The organism is Marisediminicola sp. LYQ134, assembly GCF_046599635.1.
Lineage (GTDB): Bacteria > Actinomycetota > Actinomycetes > Actinomycetales > Microbacteriaceae > Marisediminicola.
Genome location: NZ_JBKIWP010000001.1, coordinates 1,267,144 through 1,285,322, shown reverse-complemented (window position 1 = coordinate 1,285,322; position 18,179 = coordinate 1,267,144). Strand labels below are relative to the sequence as shown.

The window sequence follows — 18,179 nt, the reverse complement described above, 5'->3', positions numbered from 1 at the left end:
GGTGGGGCGGGCTCTTCTGCGTCCGGACCGGATTGACCGCGCATGAGCCCGTTCCACTTCGGTGGGGCGGGCTCTTCTGCGTCCGGAGTCACAGCGCGCCCGGGATACCCTGAATCGGTGAAACCGTTCCTGCTGCTCGCGACTCGCGCCGAGGATGCCGCGGCCGACGGTGAATACGCCGCCTTCCTCGAGGCGGGAGGCCTCGAGCCACCCGAACTCGTGAGGGTGCGCCTCGAGTCGCGGCCGCTGCCCGACCTCGACCTCGACGACTATTCGGGGATCATCGTCGGGGGGAGCCCGTTCAACGCGAGCGACCCGGTCGAGTCGAAGAGCGCCGTTCAGCGCCGCGTCGAGCGCGAACTCGACGCGCTCCTCGACACCGTCGTCGCGACCGACTTCCCCTTCCTCGGGGCCTGCTACGGCGTCGGTCTGCTCGGCACGCACCAGAACGGCACCGTCGACCGGCAGTGGCCCGAGCCCGTCGGTCCCACGCGCGTGACCGTGACCCCCGACGGTCTCGACGACGGCATCTTCGACGGCCTCGGGTCGCAGTTCGACGCGTTCGTCGGGCACAAGGAGGCGTGCGCGGTGCTGCCGGCGGGAGCGACGCTCCTCGCGACGGGAACGGCGTGCCCGATCCAGGCGTTCCGGATCAAGAGCAACGTCTACGCGACCCAGTTCCATCCGGAACTGACCGTCACGGGCATCGTCGAGCGCATCCGTGTGTACCGCGACTACGGCTACTTCGCCCCCGACGAGATGGACGATCTCATCCAGTCGATCGAGAGTGCGCCGTTCGACGGCCCGAGCGGTCTGGTCCGCTCGTTCGTCGAGCGATACGCCCGCTGATCAGCTCGCGGCGCCGCTGTCGATGAGGCCGTCGCGCACCTTCTTGCGCAGCACCTTGCCGATGAGCGAGGTGGGCAACTCGTCGAGTTCGACGACGCGCTTCGGAACCTTGTATGCCGCGAGGTGCTCGCGGCAGTGGTCGCGAACGGCACTCTCGTCGAGCGGGCTCGAGCCGTCGAGCACGACTGCGGCGACGACATCCTCGCTCCCGTCGGGACGGGGGATGCCCACGACCGCGGCGTCGCGCACGCCCGGGGCTTGACGCACGGTGCTCTCGACCTCCGACGGCGAGACGTTGAAGCCTCCCGTGATGATGAGTTCTTTGATGCGGTCGACGATCGTGACGAAGCCGTCACCGTCGACCGTCACGATGTCGCCCGTGCGGAACCAGCCTCCGGGCAGAAGCACCTCGCCGGTCTCGTCGGGCCGGCGCCAGTATCCCTGGAACACCTGCGGACCCTTGAGGAGTAGTTCGCCCTTCTCGCCCGGGGTGACATCATCGGTCGGCGACTCGGGGTCGACGACGCGCATGAGCGTGCTCGGAAACGGCACACCCACGGTGCCGGGGCGCCTCGTCGGGCCGATCGGGTTGCCGAGGGCCACGGGCGAGGTCTCGGTGAGGCCGTATCCCTCCACGAGGTAGCCGCCGGTGACGGCCTCCCAGGTGTCGACGGTCGTCACGGGAAGTGTCATCGCACCGGAGATCGAGAATCGCACGCTGCGCAGGTCGACCTTCTTCTCTGTCGCCGCTGCCGCGAGCCTCTCGTAGATCGGCGGCACCGCGGGCAGGAACGTCGGCGGATGCTTGCGTGCCGCCGTGAGAACGAGGTCCACGTCGAAGCGGGGGAACAGCACGAGCCGCGCACCGATGCTCATGGCGAAGGTGACGCACAGGGTGAGGCCGTACGCGTGGAACATGGGGAGCACGGCGTAGACCGTCTCCTCGCCGGGGGTGAGCCCCGGAACCCAGGCCCGGCCCTGCGCGGCGTTGGCCGCGAGGTTGGCGTGCGTGAGCATGGCGCCCTTGGGGTGCCCGGTGGTTCCACTCGTGTACTGCAGCACCGCGAGGTCGTCGACGGCGGGGCGGGGGTGGCGCTTCGACAGCTGGCGTGCGCTCGTGAGGGTCTCCCACGAGGTCGTCCCCTTGGCGGCGCCGGTCAGTGCGGATCGCGCCTCGCGAGCCTTCGGAACAGGGAGACGCAACTTGAGGCGCATCGAGAACGGCATCGACCTCGTGAGGTCCACCGAGATCACGGTGTCGAAGGCGATGTCGGCGGGGAGCGTCTGCAGGCGAGCCGCGACCTTGTCCCACGCGATCACGATCTTCGCCCCGTGGTCTTCGAACTGGTGACGCATCTCGCGATCGGTGTAGAGCGGGTTGTGCTCGACGACGACGGCCCCGAGCCTCAGCACCGCGTAGAACGCGACGATGTGCTGGGGGCAATTGGGGAGCACGAGGGCGACGCGGTCTCCCGCGGTCACGCCGACGCGGCGGAGGCCTTCTGCCGCTCGCGAGATCTGCTCGCCGAGTTCACCGTAGCTCGTCTCGGCACCGAAGAACTCGAGCGCCGGCCGCTTCGCGTAGCGCGTTGTCGAGTCGGTGATGACGTCGACGAGGGTCTCGGTGACGGGGGCGATGTGGTGCGGCACGCCGTCGGCATACTGCGAGGTCCAGGGAGTGGCGGTCGGCGCGGTCATGGGTCAAGACGTTACCGCCTCGCGGTGCGGGTTCGGCCGTGAAGAAGACCCGGCCATATATCGCCCGACGCATACACGCGCGTGCGGGCGCGAGCGGGATTCCGCGGGCGATAGGCGTGTCGCAACTCTCATCCTCTGGTCGAGCGTCACACTTCGAGGAACCAATGGCGGTGGACAGACGACGGGGGACGACGGATGGCGCGACACAGGGCACACCGGATGCGTCGGTCGACGCGCGCTCGGCACCGCGGGCACGGGCGCGTGCGGCGGTCGGTCGATCGCGGGGTGCACGCTGCCCTGATCTCGGCCGCTGCGGCCGTGATCGTGCTGACGATGTATGCGAGCGATCCCGGGGCTCACGCTCGCGTCTGATCACTCGGATCACTGTGCCTCGGTAGACCCCGTGTCAATGCCTATCAGGGCTGTATCCGCGGTACGTAGTGTTCGAAGAGAAAATCGGAGACCGGCATGACGACCATCCCTTCGGCGCCTGCCGAGCCCACGCGCGCGACGACGATCGCGCCCCTCACCGACGCGGTGACGCGAGACCTCACGCGCGGCTCGACGACTCCGTCGCGCCGCGCCGGGCGCTACCCGCTCGCACTCGACGGGAGCATCTTCGGCTGGGTCGCCGGTGCCGAGCAGACCGGAGAGGTCCTCGACGGATTCGCCCGAGCCGGCGGCTCCATCGTGAGCACGGCCGACCACTATGCGGGCGGCCGCAGCGAGATCATGATCGGGCACTGGATCGACACGGTCGCCGACCGCTCGTCGATCGTGGTCGCAACGAAGGTCGGCAAGCATCCGGACTACCCCGTCACCGACGCGCCGAGCCTGCTCGCGGCCGTCGACGCGAGTCTCGTGCGTTTGCGCACCGACCGGATCGACGTGCTGTCGTTCGACGGAGACCTCCCGGGCATCACGGTCGACGACCTCGTCGACGCCGCCCACGTGCTCGCGTCGAAGGGCCGTGTCGGCCGGTTCTCGTCGTCATCGCTCTCGGACGCCCGATTCGACCGGATCGACGGCGCTCTGCGCGCCGCGGGTCTCGCGGGGTTCGAGGCGGTGTTCAGCGAATACAGCCTCGTGCGCCGCGAGCCGTTCGAGTCACACCTCGCACCCCTCGTGCGCGAGAGGGCTCTCGACAGTTTCGCGCGACTGCCGCTCGCCGGCGGCTTCCTCACGGGGGCGTACCGTTCGCGCACCGACCTCCCCGACTCGCCCATGTTCGTCGGCGCGCTCGACCACGTCGGGCGCAAGGGCAAGAGGGTGCTCTCGGAGGTCGAGTCGATCGCCGACGAGCTCGGAACGACTGCGGGAGCCGTCGCGCTCGCGTGGGTCGTGGGGGCAGCGGACATGACGTTCGCCGTCGTGAGAGCCAAGGATCTCGCTCAACTCGATGGCCACGTATCCGCCCTCGCCGTCGACCTCACGCGACACCACCGACGTCGCCTCGATCGCGCCTCGGCCTGACCATCGGCCGGGCCGCGAACGGTTCGGTCGACACGCGCATAACGATTGAGCCTCCTGCCGAGCGCGGCCCTGCCGCTCCCGTAATGTCGACCACGATAGGGCCGCCGGCGCGGTGCCTTCACCCGAACATCGAGCTCAGGAACCCGGAATGACCAACGCACCGCCCCCGGCCCTCCCGCTCGCGCGCCGTCGCGCGGCGGATGCCGGGCTCCGTGACCGCGCGGTGATCGCGGCGCGCACCGTCATCCCGACGCCCGGTCCTCCTCCTGCGACCGGTCCCATCGTTCTCCGGCGTCGCACCATCGGGTCGACCGACCTCGTCGTCTACCCCCTCGCCCTGAGCGGCAACGTGTTCGGCTGGACGGCCGACGACGAATCCACGGGAGGCATCCTCGACGCCTACCGTGATTTCGGCGGCAACTTCATCGACACGGCCGACTCCTACGCCGCGGGTCGCAGCGAGATCATGATCGGCAACTGGATGCGACGTCGGCGCAATCGCGACGACATCGTCCTGGCGACCAAGGTCGGCAAGAGCGCCGACAATCCCGGTGTGACGCAAGAGGCGATCACCCGATCGGTCACGGCGTCCCTCGAACGACTGCGGTGCGACCACATCGACCTCCTCTACCTGCACACCGACGACAGTACGGTCGCGTTCGAGGAGACCCTCCTCGCCGTCGACGCGCTCGTCACGGCGGGCAAAGTGCGGCACTTCGGGCTGTCCGACCACTCGAGCAACAGGCTCATCGAGGCGCGGGTCATCACGGCCCAGATGGGAGTCGCCCCCGTCGCCGCCGTGCAGACGAGGTACAACCTCCTGCACCGATCCGACTACGAGGGCACCGTCGCGAGACTCGCGGGGCACCTGGGTCTCGGCGTCATGCCGAGATTCGCCCTCGCGAGCGGCTTCCTCTCGGGCAAATACCGCACGCGGGGCGACGTGGCGCGATCACGCCGGCAGGGAGACATCTCGAGGTATCTGAGCAAGCGGGGGCTGAGAACAGTCGCGGCACTCGAGGCGGTCGCGCGCGAGCATCACGTCGCCGCGGCGACCATCGCGATCGCGTGGTTGCTCAGCAAACCCCTCGTCGTCGCACCGGTCGCGAGCGCGAGCAGCCCCGATCAGATCGCCGATCTCATGGCGGCATCGTCCGTGCAGCTCACGCGCCACCAGGTGGCGCTGCTCGACGGAGCGTCGAGGTAGCCGGTCGCCGAACCCCGCGGAGCGATCCCGCGGTGGCGACGGGTCAGTCGGGGATGTCGGCGAGCACGCGCTCGACGTTGCGAACGAGGGCGGCCGACGCGGCGATCGCGTCTCCCGCGTAGCCCCCGCTCATCGCGCCGTCGCGTGCGAGCAGCAGTTCGTCGGCGGCATCCCCGGGGAGCGGATGGCCGGCGTCGCGAACGAGGTCGGTGAGTGTGGTGCTGTACCAATCGCGATGGTCTTCGATGATCCGGCGCACGGTCGATGAGGGATCCGGAAACTCGGCGGCCGCGTTGAGAAAGCTGCAGCCCCGAAAATCCGGGGATCCGATCTGCGTCGAGATCATCGCGGCGATGGCCCGGATGCGCTCGACCGGAGGCATCGCCTGGAGAGAGGCCGCCGTCTCGCGGATACGCTCGTGGCGCCCCCTAAGGTATTCGGCGATGACGGTGTCTTTCGAGCCGTAGTGCTTGTAGAACGTCGCCTTCGTGACAGCGGACTCGCTGATGAGCCTGTCGATACCGACGGCGCGGATGCCCTCGCTGTAGAAGAGTCGGTCCGCGGTGTCGAGGATTCGTTTTTTGGCTCCCGGCCCGTGCGGCACATTGAGAGCGTCTGCGGGGGCCGTCCCGTCGAGGGCACGCTGCGCGGTCGGATTCGAATCGACGACCGGCACAGCGTGGCTCCCTCAAACAGGTTGTCCTCAAACAGCCTTGAGGAAGCACACCGGGCCCCGCGGGGGAACGGGGACCGGTGTTTGCGAACACGTTCGCGGTGGTGCTGCGCACCACGTCGGGGGGCGGGTGGTGCGATGGATACGTTAGCATAAAACGGGACAGACAACTCTGTTTGTCCCCTTCTTTTTCTCACGGCTCGATCAGGCGGACCGAGTGCGAGTCGGTCGCCTCCCGTAGGCTCGGACCGATGAACGGCGCAGTGCAATTCCCCCTCGGCCTCGCCGACCTGTCTTTCACCGCCTCGGGAGACTCCCTCGTGCGCCGCACCGTGCTCCCCAGCGGTGTCCGCATCGTCAGTGAGCGTGTTCCCGGCGCGCGGAGCGCCACGATCGGATTCTGGGTCGCCGTCGGTTCGCGAGACGAAGACCCCGCGACATACGGATCGACGCACTTCCTCGAGCACTTGCTCTTCAAGGGCACGACGAGCCGCTCCGCGCTCGACATCGCGGTGAGCTTCGACGCGGTCGGCGGCGAGCACAACGCGATGACCGGCAAGGAATACACCTGCTACTACGCCAAGGTGCAGGATCGCGACCTCCCCATGGCCGTCGAGGTCATCGGCGACATGCTGACGTCGTCGGTTCTCGACCGCGACGAGTTCGAGACCGAGCGCGGCGTCATCCTCGAAGAGCTCGCCATGGCAGACGACGACCCCGCGGATGTCGCGAGCGAGCGATTGTTCGAGGCGGTCTTCGGCGAGCACCCCCTCGGGCGCCCCATCGGCGGCACTCCCGACACGATCGAAGAGGCGACGAGAGACGCGGTCTGGGAGCACTATCGCGCCAACTATCGCGCGGAAGACCTCGTCATCACCGTCGCCGGTGCCGTCGACCACGACGAGCTCGTGCGCGGAGTCGAGTCGGCTCTCACCTCGGCGGGGTGGTCGCTCACTCTCGAGGCTGCTCCCGTCGAGCGACGCGCCGCGGGAGCCGAGCGGGTCGAGCGGGGGAGTCCGCTCGTCATCGTCGATCGACCGGTCGAGCAGGCGAACGTGCTCTTCGGTGTCGTCGGTCTGCCCTCGGCCCACCCCGACCGCTCGACTATGGCCGTTCTCAATTCCGCATTCGGGGGCGGGATGTCGTCGCGGCTCTTCCAGGAGGTCCGCGAGAAGCGCGGTCTCGCCTACTCCGTCTACTCGTTCTCACCGAGCTACTCCGATACCGGACTCTTCGGCATCTACGCGGGTTGCGCACCGACGAAGCTCGAAGAGGTCTCCGACGTCGTCATGACCGAACTCGAGACGCTCGCGAGCGGAGGCATCTCCCGCGACGAACTCGACCGGGCCGTCGGTCAATTGAGCGGGGCATCCGCTCTCGCCCTCGAAGACAGCGACACGAGGATGTCGCGGCTCGGGCGCGCCGAGATCACGCTCGGGGAGTTCGTCGACCTCGATGAGTCGCTGCGTCGACTCTCCCTCGTCACGACGGACTCCGTCGCGAGCCTCGCGGCCGATCTGGCCTCGCGACCCCTCTCGGTCGCCGCGGTCGGCACGATCGATGCGGCGTCACTCGATCGCTTCGCCGAGAGGGAGTGACCCCCGATGCCGCACTTCCTCTACCTCGTCCGCCACGGTGAACAGCAGGATGCCGAGCACGGGCTGCCGGACGGTCCCCTCTCGGAGCGGGGCAAACGCCAGGCGAAGGCGATAGCGCAGCGCTTGAGCGGCGTTCCCTTCACGGGCGCGTGGCACTCGCCGCTCGACGGGGCGACCGAGACCGCGCAGATCTTCCAGTCGACGCTTCCGAGCCTCGACGTCCAGCCCTCGGCGCTCCTCTTCGACTGCATCCCCTCGGGGCCCACGCCCGACATGCCGAGCGCCTTCAAACCGTTCTTCGGTTCGGTGACCGAGGCGCAGATCGAAGCGGGCCAAGCTCAAATGGCGGATGCCGCGCTCGAATGGCTCGCGCCGTCGCGCGAAGACCGCCACGACCTCCTCATCACCCACAATTTCGTCATCGCGTGGTTCGTGCGCGAGGTGTTCGAGGCCCCCGCGTGGCGGTGGATGGGAACCAATCAGGCCAACGGCGGGCTCACGATCATCCGCGTGCGGTCGGTGAAGTCACCCGAGCTCATCACGCACAACGACCTCGCCCACTTGCCGGCCGAGATGCGCACGGGCCTGCCCGTCGCGCAGTCCCTCTGATCCCAGTCCTCCCTGATCGCCCGCGCCCATGGCACGTGCGACGTCGGGTCACTCGAGTTCGGTCGTGAGGTTCTTCGCGAACCAGTGGGTCGCGTTCGAGTTGTCGTTGTACGCCGCGATCTCGACGTAGCCGTTGCTGCGATAGAGACCTCCCGCGGCCTGCAGCGTCGCGTTCGTGTCGAGCACGATCTCGCTCGCCCCGAAGGCTCGCGCGCGCGCCTCGAGCTCGTCGAGCAGGAGCCGGCCCACGCCCCGCCCGCGCACGTGCGGTTGAACCCACAGGTGCTTGACCTCGAAGCGCGTCACCCCGGCACCGTGCTGCAGCAGACGGATGCCGCCGCACCCGACATCCGCAGCCTCGCCCGCGAGGTCCTCACCCTCGACGATGAGGAACACGCCGTGCGGGGGAGTGAAATCGTCTGGCGACGGGAACACGGTGTTGTACGTTCCGAGATCGGCGGGGAACGACTCGGCTCTGCTCGAGAAATACTCGGTGAGCAACGCGAGGGCCGCGTCATCTGCCACCGATGCGGTGCGGAAACTGACCATCCTCCAACCCTAGGGTGCTCGCTCTCCGTCGACGTCGAGCACCGCCCGGTAGATTGACCGGATGACAACGAAAGTCGCCGTCGTCGGCGCGACAGGCAAACTCGGCCAACTCGTCTCGCAGATCGTGCGCTCGGCGGACGACTTCGAACTCGTCGCCGAACTCGATTCCCAGGCCGAACTGACCGACATGCTCGGGGCGGACGTCGCGGTCGACGTGACCCTCCCCGGGGTGAGCCCGGGTGTCGTCGAGTTCGCGGTCGCCCACGGCATCAACGTGCTCGTCGGCACGAGCGGGTGGACGAGCGAGCGGATCGTCTCCCTCGAGAACCGCATCACCGGCACGCTCGCGGTCGGTGTCGTCATCATCCCCAACTTCTCGATCGGCTCGGTGCTCGCGACGACCTTCGCGACCATGGCGGCGCGCTTCTACGACTCCATCGAGATCGTCGAGGGCCACCACTCGTCCAAGATCGACTCGCCGTCGGGCACGGCCGTGCGCACCGCCGAGCTCATGGGCATGTCGCGGGCAGAGCTCGGCCCCGTCGCCGCGCCGCACACCGATCAGCGCGCCCGAGGCCAGCAGGTGTCGAGCATCCCCATCCACAGCTTGCGCATGCACGGCGTCGTCGCTCGGCAAGACGTGATCTTCGGGGGGAACGGCGAAGTGCTGACGCTCCGGCACGAGACCCTCGCCCCGAGTTCCTACGAGGCGGGGATCCTCCTCGCACTGCGTGCCGCGCGCACCGCGCGCGGCGTGACCGTCGGGCTCGACAAACTCATCGACCTCAACCCGGCGCCGTGAGAGGTCTCGCCGGAGCGGTCGTCATGACCGCTCTCCTCGGGCTCTACCTCGTCGTCGTCGCGCAACTCGCGGTGCGGTTGCTCATCGTCGACGAACCCGTGTCTCGGGGGATCGGGGTCGCGCTGCTCGTGCTGCCCCTTCTCGGTGCGTGGGCCCTCGTCGCCGAGATACTCTTCGGCATCCGCAGTCAGCGTCTCGGGTCGCTCGTCGACGCGGAAGGCGACATCCCGGCGGCCGACGTGCCCCGTCGGCCGAGCGGTCGGCCCGTTCGGAGCGCGGCCGAGGCGGAGTTCCCGCGCTACAAGGCAGCGGTCGAGGCGGCACCGGATGACTGGATGACGTGGTTCAGGCTCGGACTCTCCTACGACGCGTGCGGTGATCGCCGCCGTGCCCGCGGGGCCATCCGACGCGCGATCGCCGTCGAGCGCTCGTCACGCTAGCCGCTACCTCTTCGACACGAGGGCGTCGATGGCCGCCGCGACGGTCTGGTGACGGAACACGAAGCCGTCGTCGGTGAGTCTCTGGGGCACGGCCCGTTGACTCACGAGAAGGAGCTGGCGCCCGGCCTCGCCCATGACGGTCGAGATCACGAAGCGGGGGAGCACGAAGAGGTGCGGCCGGCGCAACCGCCGGGCGAGTGCGCGCGTCATCATCTCGAACGTCGACGGCACGGGACCCACGAGGTTGACCGCCCCCTCGATCTCCGAGGTGAGCAGGTGTCGGATGGCTGCGGCTTCGTCGTGGAGGCTGATCCACGGCAGATTCTGCGCGCCCGACGCGATGCGAGACCCGAGACCGAACTTCGTGAGGAGCAGGAGGGGTTTCATGCCCCCGCCGTCGCCGATGACGAAACCGGTGCGGAAGGTCACCACGCGAGTCGCGGCCGCCGCGATCTGCGCCGCGGACTCCCACTGCTCCACGACGTCCGCGAGAAAACCGCGGCCACGGGTCGACTCCTCGGTGAGCAGCTCACCGGGGCGATCGCCGTAGATGCCCACGGCCGACGCCGAGAGGAACACCGACGGAGGTTGCGTCGACCGGGCTATCGCGGTCGCGAGGGTGGAGGTCGTGAGCACTCGGGATTCGAGGATGGCTGCGCGATAGTCCCGCGTCCAGGGGATGCGCCCGAGGGAGGCGCCCGAGAGGCTGATGACCGCGTCGACGGAGTCGAGGGCGCCCGGGGCGATCGTGCCCGCGCGCGGTGACCACGTGAATTCGCCCGGTGCTGTCGCCTCGCGACGCACGAGCGTGCGCACCTCGTGGCCGTCGGCCCGCAACTGGGTGACGAGCTCGGTGCCGATGAGTCCGGATGCGCCCGCCACGAGGATCGTGAGCGGGGCGCTGTTCGACGCTGGTGTGGTCGCGGTCATGTCGTGCCCTTCGTTGGGACTTCAGCTTAGGGTTCGAGGCTGGGCGGGCCGGCGAGGCAGGGGCGCACGAGTCATCCGTCGCCGGTATCGTGATGTCGTGCCTGAGCCTGAGAAGAAGTCGCCCGAGAAGAAGTCGCCCGAGATGGTGTTCCGTTCCGACATGACGGTCGAGCTCGTCCGCTCGAACGCGAGCGACGCCGACGTGCTCTTCGCCGCTCGCGTGTCGACCCAGGGGGAGAAGACCCTCGACGCCGCGCGTGACGACCACGTCGACACGTCCCGCAGCAAGGGCCTCATCAACTACCTCATGCGCGACCGCCACGGTTCGCCTTTCGAGCACAACTCGATGACGTTCTACGTGCAGGCGCCGATCTTCGTGTTCCGCGAGTTCATGCGCCACCGCATCGCGTCGTACAACGAGGAGTCGGGTCGTTACCGCGAGCTCGGCCCCGTCTTCTACGTGCCCGGCGCCGACCGCAATCTCGTGCAGGTCGGCAAGGCGGGGGCTTACGAGTTCCTGCCCGGTACCCCCGAGCAGACCGCGCTCGTCGAGGCGGAGACCCGCCGCATGTCGACCGAGGCTTTCGCGTCGTACCAGCGGATGCTCGACGCCGGGGTCGCTCGCGAGGTCGCGCGCATCGTGCTCCCGCTCAACATCTTCTCGTCGATGTACGTGACGATGAACGCCCGCTCGCTCATGAACTTCCTCTCGCTGCGCACCAAGCGCGAGGGGACGCACTTCCCGTCTTTTCCGCAGCGCGAGATCGAGATGGTCGCCGAGCACATGGAGCAGTCGTTCGCCGAGCTCATGCCGCTCACCTACGAGACCTTCAACGAGAACGGCCGCGTCGCCCCGTAGGCCGGCTCGGCGGGGGTGCCTGGCGCAGCTCGTCCACTCCGGCCGGATGTGCGGCGGGTAGGAGTCTCCGAGCGACGCGCAGGCGAGTGAGCCTCCACTGCGGCTGCAGCCGACCGATCGTCACGTGCGTGATCCGGTCACGGGTGGGCCGCTCGATACCGGTGCGCGAGAGCTCGTCGTGCACTGGACGAGCGATCGCCCCTCGCCGGGACCGACGGATGCGCGCCCTGGCGCGAGGCGCTCGCCGACGTCATGCGGTGCGTTCCTCGAGACCTGGCGGTTGCGGTGCTCGAGTCGGCGCTCCACCGCACGCACGCGTCGCGCGACGACGTCTCGGCCACGGCACTGCGTGTTTCGACGGAGTGGCGATCGATCGCGCGCGAGCTCAGATCCGATGCCGAGTCCGGCAGCGAGTCGCTGTTCCGATTCGGGATGGCGCTGCTCGGCGTCGATGCACGGCCGCAGGTCACCGTTCCGGGTGTCGGTCGGGTCGACTTCGTCATCGGCGACCGACTGATCGTCGAGATCGACAGTGACGCGCACCACGGCAGCCGTGAACAGAGGCTTCGTGACCTCGGCCGGGACGCGGTGGCCGCGGGGCTCGGATTCGTCGCGCTTCGGTTCGACTACTCGCACGTGCTCAACGACTGGGGGTCCGTCGAGTCCGCGGTGCTGGCCGTCGTCGCGCGGGGCGAGCACGTGGCGCGCGGAGCCTCCCCCCGTGCTGCGAGGAGGACGTGAAGCGCGACACGCGCTGGTCGGGCACGCCGGTGCGGCGTGTCGACCGCAACTCCTACTCCAGGCCCGCACTCGCGCTCCGAGCGCCCGAGCGCCGGAGCGCCGGAGCGCCCGCGCCCGCCCAGCCCGCACCCGATACCCTGGAGGCGTGTCACATCGTGAGAACCCCTTCGGCCAAGTGCTCGTCGCCCTCGTCACGCCGTTCACGGCCGACGGTGAAGTCGATTGGCCCGGAGTCGAGAAGCACATCGACGACGTCATCAGCGCGGGGGCCGACGGCATCGTCGTCACGGGCACGACGGGGGAGACGTCGACCCTCACCGACCCCGAGAAGATCCGCCTCGTGGAGGTCGGCAAGTCGGTCGCCGATGGCCGCGCCAAGATCATTACGGGCGGTGGCTCGAATGAGACCGCTCACGCGATGCAGCTCGCGCGCCAGAGCGAGAAGGCCGGCGCCGACGCGAACATGATCGTCACGCCGTACTACAACAAGCCCACGCAGTCGGGAATCCTCACCCACTTCCGGATGATCGCGGATGCCGCCGACCTCCCCGTCATCCTGTACGACATCCCCGGGCGCACGGGCGTTCCCATCCGCTACGAGACGATTCTGCGGGCGGCGAAGCACCCCAACATCCGCGCCATCAAAGATGCGAAGGGTGATTTCAGCGAGGTCAGTCGCGTGCTGAACCAGACCGACCTGCTCTATTTCTCGGGCGACGACGCCAACGTGCTCCCGCACCTGTCGATCGGGGCCTCGGGTCTCATCGGGGTGACGGCGAACATCGCGGCGGCGCCCTACCGCGTGATCGTCGACGCCGTGAACGCGGGCGACCTGACCGCCGCCACGGCTGCGCACCAGGCCCTCGAGCCTCTCGTTCGCGCGGTCATGACTCACGTGCCCGGCACGGTCGCGGCGAAGTACATCCTGCACGGGCTCGGCCGCATCTCGAGTCCGCGCGTTCGACTGCCCCTCGTGGGGCCCGAAGACTTCGAGGCGGCGCAGATCGAAGACGAGATCGCCCTCGTGGGCGCGATCCCCGGCCTCGACCTCAGCAACTTCCGCCCCGACCGCAACGCGGCCGCGGGTGGGGCGCTCCCGAAGATCGCCGGCACGACGCGCTGAGGCCCTGACGCCCGGTCTCACGGGTGTCGCTCCGGGCTCACGTCTGACCCCGGGATAGCGTGGTCGCATGGCTACGAGCACCCGGTCGACCCCCCGCGCCAAACCGCGTTCCGGCGCGAAACGAGGCGCCGCGACGGCGAAGACCGAGGTGCTGCCCGCGTCGGGCCGCGGCTCCACGCGCAAACTCCCCGCGACGAAGGCCCCCGCGTTCGAGCCGGACAAGCCCGGCCTGCTCGCCTCGGCGTGGCTGGGGCTCGCGCACATCGTCGGCGGGGCCGCGCGAGTGCTCGGCAAAGAGACTCTCGCAAAGGAGGAGCGCCGTGACGGCGTGCCCTTCTTCCTCGTGCTCCTCGCCGTGGCGGGCGCCGCGGTGGAGTGGTTCAACCCCACCGACCCCGTCGCGGTCGCCCTCGACGCCTACACCTTCGGCGGTCTGTTCGGCCGGGTCGCGTTCGCGCTGCCCGTCGTCATGGTGCTCTTCGCCGTGTGGCTCTTCCGCCACCCCGCGTCGGTGCACGACAACGGGCGCATCGGCATCGGCCTCGCCGTGCTGCTCACGAGCATCAGCGCGCTGTGCCACATCGCGGGCGGGCAACCGGCGCCGTCGAGCGGGATGCCGGGTCTCGCGACGGCGGGAGGGGTGCTCGGGTGGGTGCTCGCTGCCCCGCTCATCGCCGTCATCACCGTGCCGGGCGCGATGGCCGTCATCATCCTCCTGCTCACTCTCTCGCTCTTCATCATCACGAAGACGCCGCCGAACAGGCTCGGGGCGAGGCTCCTCGAGCTCTACGCCTACCTCTTCGGCGCACAGCTGCCCGACGACGAGCAGCGTGCGGCGAAGAAGGCGGAGAAGGAGCGCGCGAGCCTCGGGGGCATCGACGATCTCGAGCTCGACGACGTCGACCCCGCCGAGCTCCCGTGGTGGCGACGCAACAAGACCCAGCGCGAAGAGGATCCGGCTTTCGACAGCCCCGTGATCGTCCGCGATCGCGATGAGACCGAGGTCATCGACCGCACCAAGCTCGAGGAGGTCGTGACGCCGGCCACAGCAGCGCCGACCGCGCAGGCGTCGGCGGTGAAGGCTCGGGCGGATGCCGCGCTCCTCGACGAGCTCGCCAAAGCGGAGTCGGCGGTCAAGAGGTTCAGTGGCGAGATCGACGCGCACCCGACGGGTATCCGTGACGATGCCGACCGCACGGCGACGCCGACCGAGCTCCCCGGGTTCGCGCCCGGTTCCGACGGTTTCGTCGAGCCGACGGATGCCGTGGCCGGCGACGGCCCGTCGGCTCCCTACCGCCTCCCCGGCATCGCCGCGCTCGCGATGGGCACGCCCGCGAAGTCCCGCTCGGAGGCGAACGACGTCATCGTCCGTGCGATCACCGAGGTGCTCAAGCAGTTCTCGGTCGACGCGAAGGTCACGGGGTTCAGTCGCGGTCCGACGGTCACGCGCTACGAGATCGAGCTCGGACCCGGGGTGAAGGTCGAGCGGGTCACCGCGCTGAGCAAGAACCTGAGCTACGCGGTCGCGAGCAACGAGGTGCGCATCCTCTCGCCGATCCCCGGGCGCAGCGCGATCGGCGTCGAGATCCCCAACACCGACCGCGAGATCGTGTCGCTCGGCGACGTGCTGCGGTCGAAGGCGAGCACGAGCAGTGCCCACCCGCTCACGATGGGGCTCGGAAAAGACGTTGAGGGGGGTTTCGTCGTGGCGAACCTCGCCAAGATGCCCCACTTGCTCGTCGCGGGTTCGACGGGGTCGGGCAAGTCGAGCTTCGTGAACTCGATGATCACGTCGCTCCTCATGCGCGCGACGCCCGCCGAGGTGCGCATGGTGCTCATCGACCCGAAGCGCGTCGAGCTCACGCCGTACGCGGGCATCCCGCACCTCATCACGCCCGTCATCACGAGCCCGAAGAAGGCCGCGGAGGCGCTCAGCTGGGTCGTCAAAGAGATGGACATGCGCTACGACGACCTCGAGAGTTTCGGGTTCCGTCACATCGACGACTTCAACCGCGCGGTGCTCGCGAACGAGATCGTGTTGCCCGCCGGCAGCGAGCGCAAACTCAAGCCCTACCCCTACCTCCTCGTCGTCGTCGATGAGCTCGCCGACCTCATGATGGTGGCCCCGCGGGATGTCGAAGACTCGATCGTGCGCATCACCCAGCTCGCGCGAGCATCCGGAATCCACCTCGTGCTCGCGACCCAGCGCCCGAGCGTCGACGTCGTGACGGGGCTCATCAAGGCCAACGTGCCGTCGAGGCTCGCGTTCGCGGTGAGCAGCATGACCGACAGTCGAGTGATCCTCGACCAGCCCGGCGCCGACAAGCTCATCGGCCAGGGCGACGCCCTCTTCTTGCCCATGGGTGCCTCGAAGGCCATCCGCGTGCAGGGGGCGTGGGTGACCGAGAGCGAGGTCAACGCCGTCGTGCAACACGTCACGAGGCAGGCTCAGCCCGAATACCGCAAGGACGTCGCGGCTGTCGCCGAGAAGAAAGAGGTCGACGGTGACATCGGCGACGACCTCGAGGTGCTGCTCGCGGCGGCCGAACTCGTGGTCAGCACGCAGTTCGGCTCGACCTCGATGCTGCAGCGCAAGCTCCGCGTCGGCTTCGCGAAAGCGGGCAGGCTCATGGACCTTCTCGAGTCGCGGGAGATCGTCGGGCCCTCCGAAGGGTCGAAGGCGCGAGACGTGCTCGTGACCGCCGAGCAGCTGCCGGGGGTGCTCGCGAGACTCCGCGGAGAGGATGCGCCCATCACCGCGCCCGCGAGCGCGACGAGCTCATCCGCCGGGTCCGTCGCGCCGGTTCCCGTGGGCTCCGAGTCGAGTGATCGCTACCACGGCGACCCGGTCGGTGAGATGACGAGCGGCTACGATGAGGTCGACGTTTCCGACGAGGACGCGTGGGGTCTGACCGGCAGGGAGTAGCGCCATGGCAGCAGCAGGCTCCTCGCATGCGCTCCACGGGCGGATGATCAGGTCGGGTGAGACTCGGGCGAGCGCGGCCAACGTGGCGAACATCATCACCGTGGTGCGCATCTTCATGGCTCCGGCCTTCGTGTGGCTTCTGCTCGCGGATGCGGGCGAGATGGGTGCCGCGCGTTGGATCGCAGCCGTGGTCTTCGTCGTCGCGATCCTCACCGACAGTCTCGACGGTTTTCTCGCGCGTCGACAGAACCTCGTCACCGATCTCGGCAAGATCCTCGACCCGATCGCCGACAAGGTGCTCATCGGCGGTGCCCTCGTGGCGCTCTCGATCCTCGACGAGGTGTTCTGGTGGGTCACCATCGTGATTCTGGTTCGCGAGTTCGGCATCACGGTGTTCCGTTTCGTCGTTCTCCGGTCGCGGGTCATCCCCGCATCGGCCGGGGGCAAACTCAAGACCGTCCTGCAATCGGTGTCGCTCTCCGCCTTCCTCTTCCCCATCGCGAGTGTCGTGGGGGAGTGGTTCGTGTGGGTCTCCGGAGGGCTCCTCGCTCTCGCCCTCGTCGTCACGGTCGTGACGGGGCTCGACTACCTCTACAAGGCGTATCGCTTCAACCGTGCTCCCGCGGTGTCGTGACCGCTGATTCCGTCGTCGCGTCGGAGGGCGCCCTCGACAGGGTGCCCGCCGAGACGCCCGGGGAGAGGATCGCCGACACCGTCGTTGCTCGACTCGCTGAGAGACACCTCACGATCGCCGTCGCGGAATCTCTCACGGCGGGGCTCGTGACCGCGGAACTCGCGTCGGTCGCCGGTGCCTCGGAGGTGCTCCTCGGATCGGTCACGGCCTACTCGACCGACATCAAGCACTCGGTTCTCGACGTCTCCGCCGATCTCCTCGCCCTCCACGGCCCCGTGCACCCGGACGTCGCGATGCAGATGGCGGCGAACGTTCGCACGGTTCTCGCTCGGCGAGGGGTTCCCGCCGATGTCGGCATCTCGACGACGGGCGTGGCGGGTCCCGGACCGCACGACGGGCACCCCGCGGGAACGGTCTTCGTCGGGATCGCTGTGGGCGGCGATGTCCGCGCCGTCGCGCTCCAACTCTCCGGTGACCGGGGAGCAGTCCGTTCGGGCGTCGTCTCCGAACTACTCACATCGCTTGCGTCGCGACTGGCCGAGCTGTGAACCGGCCGGGGTGCGGGAATGTTTCCCGTTTCCATCCGGTTACAGACCAGTGATTCACAAGCAAGGTACAGACTGGTCTCGCTAGAGTTTCCGGACCGGAGCAGGGGTCGACAGCCCCCGATCCGATCTGAAATTGAGTGGTTCGGTCATGAGGAGGAGGGTCCACAGTGGTATTGGTTCGCCAAGAAATCGGAGATGTGCTCCGGGACTTCCGCCTGCAGAAGGGCCGCACCCTCCGGCAGGTCGCGAGCAAGGCGAGCGTCGCGCTCGGCTACCTCAGCGAGGTGGAGCGGGGCCAGAAAGAGGCCAGCTCCGAGATCCTCGCGTCGGTGGCGGATGCGCTCGAGACGCCCATTTCGGTCATCATGCGTGAGGTCGGCGATCGGCTCGCTGTCGTGGAGGGTCTGAACCCCATCCCCGACACTGTTCCCGACGACCTCGTGGCAGATTTCGATGCCGACCTCGCGGTTCGGTAACACCTGAGTTTTCTCGAACGCCTCGACCTCCGGGTCGGGGCGTT

General features: G+C 68.6%; 18 protein-coding genes. 14 read left to right on the top strand and 4 right to left on the bottom strand.

Features of this window, described 5'->3' with window-relative positions; genetic code table 11:
• The first annotated feature begins 117 nt into the window (after window positions 1-117).
• Window positions 118-849, top strand: a complete 732-nt coding sequence (locus ACLHIH_RS06160; RefSeq protein ID WP_411315815.1) for a glutamine amidotransferase — start codon at window positions 118-120, stop codon at window positions 847-849.
• Here ACLHIH_RS06160 and ACLHIH_RS06155 read toward each other — a convergent pair whose 3' ends face one another.
• Window positions 850-2,547, bottom strand: coding sequence for a long-chain-fatty-acid--CoA ligase (locus ACLHIH_RS06155; protein ID WP_411315813.1), 1,698 nt, complete (start codon window positions 2,545-2,547; stop codon window positions 850-852).
• A 468-nt stretch (window positions 2,548-3,015) separates the two neighbouring features.
• On the opposite strand from ACLHIH_RS06155, the gene ACLHIH_RS06150 reads away from it, so the two are divergent.
• Together ACLHIH_RS06150 and ACLHIH_RS06145 are read left to right on the top strand one after the other, a co-directional pair.
• Window positions 3,016-4,020 (top strand): aldo/keto reductase, encoded by a 1,005-nt coding sequence (locus ACLHIH_RS06150; protein ID WP_411315812.1) that lies wholly within the window; start codon window positions 3,016-3,018, stop codon window positions 4,018-4,020.
• A gap of 148 nt (window positions 4,021-4,168) precedes the next feature.
• The gene (locus ACLHIH_RS06145; protein WP_411315811.1) at window positions 4,169-5,227 is read left to right on the top strand and encodes an aldo/keto reductase; all 1,059 of its coding nucleotides are present in this window, start codon (window positions 4,169-4,171) and stop codon (window positions 5,225-5,227) included.
• A 43-nt stretch (window positions 5,228-5,270) separates the two neighbouring features.
• Here ACLHIH_RS06145 and ACLHIH_RS06140 read toward each other — a convergent pair whose 3' ends face one another.
• Complete coding sequence (locus ACLHIH_RS06140) at window positions 5,271-5,903, bottom strand: TetR/AcrR family transcriptional regulator (RefSeq protein ID WP_411315809.1); 633 nt, start codon at window positions 5,901-5,903, stop codon at window positions 5,271-5,273.
• 248 nt (window positions 5,904-6,151) lie between these two features.
• On the opposite strand from ACLHIH_RS06140, the gene ACLHIH_RS06135 reads away from it, so the two are divergent.
• The gene (locus tag ACLHIH_RS06135; RefSeq protein WP_411315808.1) at window positions 6,152-7,498 is read left to right on the top strand and encodes a M16 family metallopeptidase; all 1,347 of its coding nucleotides are present in this window, start codon (window positions 6,152-6,154) and stop codon (window positions 7,496-7,498) included.
• A gap of 6 nt (window positions 7,499-7,504) precedes the next feature.
• The gene (locus ACLHIH_RS06130; protein WP_411315807.1) at window positions 7,505-8,107 is read left to right on the top strand and encodes a histidine phosphatase family protein; all 603 of its coding nucleotides are present in this window, start codon (window positions 7,505-7,507) and stop codon (window positions 8,105-8,107) included.
• Window positions 8,108-8,155: 48 nt separating this feature from the next.
• Here the strand turns inward: ACLHIH_RS06130 and ACLHIH_RS06125 are convergent, their stop codons facing one another.
• Window positions 8,156-8,656 (bottom strand): GNAT family N-acetyltransferase, encoded by a 501-nt coding sequence (locus tag ACLHIH_RS06125; RefSeq protein ID WP_411315806.1) that lies wholly within the window; start codon window positions 8,654-8,656, stop codon window positions 8,156-8,158.
• A 61-nt stretch (window positions 8,657-8,717) separates the two neighbouring features.
• Between ACLHIH_RS06125 and dapB the strand changes: the two genes are divergently transcribed.
• Both dapB and ACLHIH_RS06115 read left to right on the top strand, forming a co-directional pair.
• Window positions 8,718-9,458, top strand: coding sequence for a 4-hydroxy-tetrahydrodipicolinate reductase (gene dapB / locus ACLHIH_RS06120; protein ID WP_411315805.1), 741 nt, complete (start codon window positions 8,718-8,720; stop codon window positions 9,456-9,458).
• Window positions 9,459-9,481: 23 nt separating this feature from the next.
• The gene (locus ACLHIH_RS06115) at window positions 9,482-9,898 is read left to right on the top strand and encodes a hypothetical protein (protein ID WP_411315804.1); all 417 of its coding nucleotides are present in this window, start codon (window positions 9,482-9,484) and stop codon (window positions 9,896-9,898) included.
• Window positions 9,899-9,901: 3 nt separating this feature from the next.
• Here the strand turns inward: ACLHIH_RS06115 and ACLHIH_RS06110 are convergent, their stop codons facing one another.
• Window positions 9,902-10,828, bottom strand: coding sequence for a TIGR01777 family oxidoreductase (locus ACLHIH_RS06110; protein ID WP_411315803.1), 927 nt, complete (start codon window positions 10,826-10,828; stop codon window positions 9,902-9,904).
• 160 nt (window positions 10,829-10,988) lie between these two features.
• Here ACLHIH_RS06110 and thyX point away from each other — a divergent pair, with 160 nt between their 5' ends.
• The 7 genes from thyX to ACLHIH_RS06075 all read left to right on the top strand — a co-directional run bounded on the left by thyX (window position 10,989) and on the right by ACLHIH_RS06075 (window position 18,135).
• Window positions 10,989-11,687 carry an FAD-dependent thymidylate synthase gene (gene thyX / locus ACLHIH_RS06105; RefSeq protein ID WP_411316330.1) on the top strand — a complete coding sequence of 233 codons (699 nt, stop codon included), beginning with the start codon at window positions 10,989-10,991 and terminating at the stop codon, window positions 11,685-11,687.
• Window positions 11,688-11,972: 285 nt separating this feature from the next.
• Window positions 11,973-12,428, top strand: a complete 456-nt coding sequence (locus ACLHIH_RS06100) for an endonuclease domain-containing protein (protein WP_411315802.1) — start codon at window positions 11,973-11,975, stop codon at window positions 12,426-12,428.
• A 145-nt stretch (window positions 12,429-12,573) separates the two neighbouring features.
• The gene (dapA, locus tag ACLHIH_RS06095; RefSeq protein WP_411315801.1) at window positions 12,574-13,551 is read left to right on the top strand and encodes a 4-hydroxy-tetrahydrodipicolinate synthase; all 978 of its coding nucleotides are present in this window, start codon (window positions 12,574-12,576) and stop codon (window positions 13,549-13,551) included.
• 67 nt (window positions 13,552-13,618) lie between these two features.
• Complete coding sequence (locus ACLHIH_RS06090) at window positions 13,619-16,477, top strand: DNA translocase FtsK 4TM domain-containing protein (protein WP_411315800.1); 2,859 nt, start codon at window positions 13,619-13,621, stop codon at window positions 16,475-16,477.
• Between the two features lie 4 nt (window positions 16,478-16,481).
• On the top strand, window positions 16,482-17,111 hold the full coding sequence (pgsA, locus tag ACLHIH_RS06085; protein ID WP_411315799.1) for a CDP-diacylglycerol--glycerol-3-phosphate 3-phosphatidyltransferase: 630 nt from the start codon (window positions 16,482-16,484) through the stop codon (window positions 17,109-17,111).
• Window positions 17,108-17,659, top strand: a complete 552-nt coding sequence (locus ACLHIH_RS06080) for a CinA family protein (RefSeq protein WP_411315798.1) — start codon at window positions 17,108-17,110, stop codon at window positions 17,657-17,659. The genes pgsA and ACLHIH_RS06080 overlap by 4 nt, the downstream gene beginning before the upstream one ends.
• A 167-nt stretch (window positions 17,660-17,826) precedes the next feature.
• Window positions 17,827-18,135 carry a helix-turn-helix domain-containing protein gene (locus ACLHIH_RS06075; RefSeq protein ID WP_411315797.1) on the top strand — a complete coding sequence of 103 codons (309 nt, stop codon included), beginning with the start codon at window positions 17,827-17,829 and terminating at the stop codon, window positions 18,133-18,135.
• Window positions 18,136-18,179 lie beyond the last annotated feature (44 nt).

Excerpts from the sequence above, each read along its gene's own strand:
- ACLHIH_RS06155 (WP_411315813.1), bottom strand. The coding sequence starts at position 2,547 with ATGACCGCGCCGACCGCCACTCCCTGGACCTCGCAGTATGCCGACGGC.
- ACLHIH_RS06150 (WP_411315812.1), top strand. The coding sequence starts at position 3,016 with ATGACGACCATCCCTTCGGCGCCTGCCGAGCCCACGCGCGCGACGACG.
- ACLHIH_RS06145 (WP_411315811.1), top strand. The coding sequence starts at position 4,169 with ATGACCAACGCACCGCCCCCGGCCCTCCCGCTCGCGCGCCGTCGCGCG.
- ACLHIH_RS06135 (WP_411315808.1), top strand. The coding sequence starts at position 6,152 with ATGAACGGCGCAGTGCAATTCCCCCTCGGCCTCGCCGACCTGTCTTTC.
- ACLHIH_RS06130 (WP_411315807.1), top strand. The coding sequence starts at position 7,505 with ATGCCGCACTTCCTCTACCTCGTCCGCCACGGTGAACAGCAGGATGCC.
- ACLHIH_RS06125 (WP_411315806.1), bottom strand. The coding sequence starts at position 8,656 with ATGGTCAGTTTCCGCACCGCATCGGTGGCAGATGACGCGGCCCTCGCG.
- dapB (WP_411315805.1), top strand. The coding sequence starts at position 8,718 with ATGACAACGAAAGTCGCCGTCGTCGGCGCGACAGGCAAACTCGGCCAA.
- ACLHIH_RS06115 (WP_411315804.1), top strand. The coding sequence starts at position 9,482 with ATGACCGCTCTCCTCGGGCTCTACCTCGTCGTCGTCGCGCAACTCGCG.
- ACLHIH_RS06110 (WP_411315803.1), bottom strand. The coding sequence starts at position 10,828 with ATGACCGCGACCACACCAGCGTCGAACAGCGCCCCGCTCACGATCCTC.
- thyX (WP_411316330.1), top strand. The coding sequence starts at position 10,989 with ATGACGGTCGAGCTCGTCCGCTCGAACGCGAGCGACGCCGACGTGCTC.
- ACLHIH_RS06090 (WP_411315800.1), top strand. The coding sequence starts at position 13,619 with ATGGCTACGAGCACCCGGTCGACCCCCCGCGCCAAACCGCGTTCCGGC.
- pgsA (WP_411315799.1), top strand. The coding sequence starts at position 16,482 with ATGGCAGCAGCAGGCTCCTCGCATGCGCTCCACGGGCGGATGATCAGG.